The organism is Bartonella sp. AA9NXGY (genome assembly GCF_042196845.1).
Classification (GTDB): domain Bacteria; phylum Pseudomonadota; class Alphaproteobacteria; order Rhizobiales; family Rhizobiaceae; genus Bartonella.
In genome coordinates this window covers 1-2,736 of the sequence record NZ_JBHIRB010000052.1, presented here as the reverse complement: position 1 = coordinate 2,736, position 2,736 = coordinate 1, and the positions used below count along the sequence as shown (strand labels likewise).

General features: G+C 30.8%; 1 protein-coding gene and 1 pseudogene. Both read left to right on the top strand.

Translation table 11 applies throughout. From position 1 onward, the window contains the following. A partial coding sequence (locus tag ACFIM6_RS09565; protein WP_375612636.1) for a type ISP restriction/modification enzyme occupies positions 1-771 on the top strand: 771 nt, incomplete at its 5' end. A gap of 1,555 nt (positions 772-2,326) precedes the next feature. Then, positions 2,327-2,736: pseudogene (locus tag ACFIM6_RS09560) on the top strand (hypothetical protein); the annotation flags it as partial.

The following is a 2,736-nucleotide window of genomic DNA, read 5'->3' as shown; positions in this document are numbered from 1 at the left end:
CAATGTTTTCCACGCTATATTTACGAAGATACTACGGTTTCAAAAAGTAAAAGTGAGAAACAATCCCATTTATTTACGCATTCTACGGAGAAAAACACAACAGCTGGTTTACAGAGGCGTAATGCTATTACTGATGAGGGGCTAGAACATTTTAAAGCCGCTTATCCTAATGAAACTATCACTAAAGATGATTTGTTCTATTATGTTTATGGGATTTTACATTCAGAAGATTACCGTGCTCGTTATGCTGATAATTTATGCAAAGAATTACCTCGCATTCCTTGCGTAAAGAGTGCTGATGATTTTTGGAAGTTTGTAACAGCTGGGCGTGAACTCGGTCATTTGCACGTAAACTATGAAGATGTAGAGCCTTATCCCGTGATCTTTAAAAAGGGTAATCCAAAACAGACAGAAATCTCTAATCTCGAAAAATTCTATTATGTGACTGAAATGAAATTCGCAAAAGCAGGTAAAGAGAAAGATAAAACCACTGTTATTTATAATAACAATATCACAATAACAGATATACCTCTTGAAGCTTATGCGTATATCGTCAATGGTAAACCCGCTCTTGAATGGGTTATGGGGCGTCAATGCGTAAAGACTGATAAAAAGAGTGGCATTGTGAATGATGCCAATCACTATGCTGTTGAAACCGTTGGCAACCCTGCTTATCCATTAGAGTTGTTTCAAAGGGTTATTACCGTAAGTCTAGAAACAATGAAGATTGTTAAGAACTTACCAAAATTAGAAATAAGAGAAACTGAATAAGCTTATTAAAGCATGCTCACATAATGGGTATGATAAACTCATAAGGGGTATAAGGTTTTATACCTATAGGTTCTTATATCCCTTTTATAAATTGCTGACATACAATCTTTAAAAGGATAATTTATCATGCGTTATTTAAAAAGAAGAAACTTGCACTTTTAGATACTCTTATTTACATTGCCTTTAAAAGATTAAACCGTAATCTAAAATGAGTGCTTTATTGTTATCAGAAGCTTTATTTAAAGAGGGTTATGTATATTCATTTTCTTATATTACTTATAGGTTTTGAATGTTTCTACCCCCCCAAAAACCTTACAAAACATAGAGCATTAGTTGAATTTATAGGTTGTACTATTGATATAGGTTGTTTTTTGAAAAATTGATAAAAAATAACATATTGAAATATAATGACTTTTATTTTTTATTGAAAAATATGTAAAGGGGGGCGTAAAAAGCACCTCCAAAACTCATAACCATAATGGTCTTGATAGCATTTATTATGATTATAATCCCTTTCTTTTGAAAGGCTTTAAAAGATCACATACTCTCATAAGACATGTTTTAATCATTCACTAAATGATCACTTTTGTCGATTCAATGTACTGACATAAACTGACAAATATATATTTACAGTTGTATTTATTTGTTATGGCTGTTTTAATAAGTTGTATTTTGAAAAATTGATAAAACTTAACTTATTGAAATATAATGATTTTAATTTTCTCTCATTAAAAAAAATGATATAGGTTCTAAAAAGAACTGACAAAAATGACAAAAGTTTATTAAAAGGGATTTTGCTCATCTCTATAATGATCAGTTTCTATTGAGATGTTTTCATAAGTGTTTTCATAACGGTCTATAAATCACAATAAATCACAATTATCATATATCCTATTTATCATTTCTCTTATGAACATGAAAAATGATGCCATGGCTATAAAGCATATAACAGCTATAGAAAAAGCAAAAATGCAAATGAAAGCATTTGTTATAAAGACAGTCCCTATAAGGCTGTTAAGTCTAAAATGTGTTATTAAAAGAAATTAACAGAAATCTTAAAAGCCATTTAGTGACAAAATTGATAGGTTATAAAGTTTAAAATACGCATTATGAGAGCGTTTTTAAATATTATAAATGTATAGATTCAGAAAATACGCAATCGTTTCATAAAGCCCATAATATAGCTTTAAAAGCACATAAATATAAAAGAAGCAATTAATAAGCATAAGATATTATCAATACATAACGTATTAAAAAAAATACAAAAAAGATAAAATATTGTTTGACAATAAATACGTATTTTGTTATATAAATAATCAAGTGATAGAAACACTTAGTGATTAGCGGATAGGTTACGAAACAGCCTCTCCCATGCCTTTAAAATACTGACTTTCTTTTATGCTTTTGTTAGTATATGAGAATTTTGTCGGGTGTGGTTATGCCATACAATACCCTTTCAAGGGGAAAGCATACAGCGGACTAATCACCGTGTTTCTAGCGCCCGACGCCCATTAGGGGGTCAATAGAAACCTTTTATGATTAGAAAGAATTTAAAATGACAAATTCAAACACCTCCCCCGTTATCTCTTCTATTTCAAATGAAACTGTGCTTGTTAATAAACAAAATCCTGCAAAAAAATACGAATTTATTGATGATTGTGAATATATCGATGGTCATTTCTTAACTCGAATTAGAGCCTTAAGAGATTTTGATGATGTCAAAAAAGGCGATTTAGGGGGGTATATTGAAAATGAAAGCAACTTATCTCATGAGGGAAATTGCTGGGTTTATAATAAAGCACGGGTCTTTCAAAATGCACGCGTCTTTGGAAATGCTAAAGTAAAAAGCTTTTTTGTTGATGTCTATGGTAATGCTCAAATTTATGGAAATGCTATTTTTGAAGGTATGACATTAAAGGACAATGCAAAACTTTCAGGCAATGCGCATGCTAACAACGCCGTTGT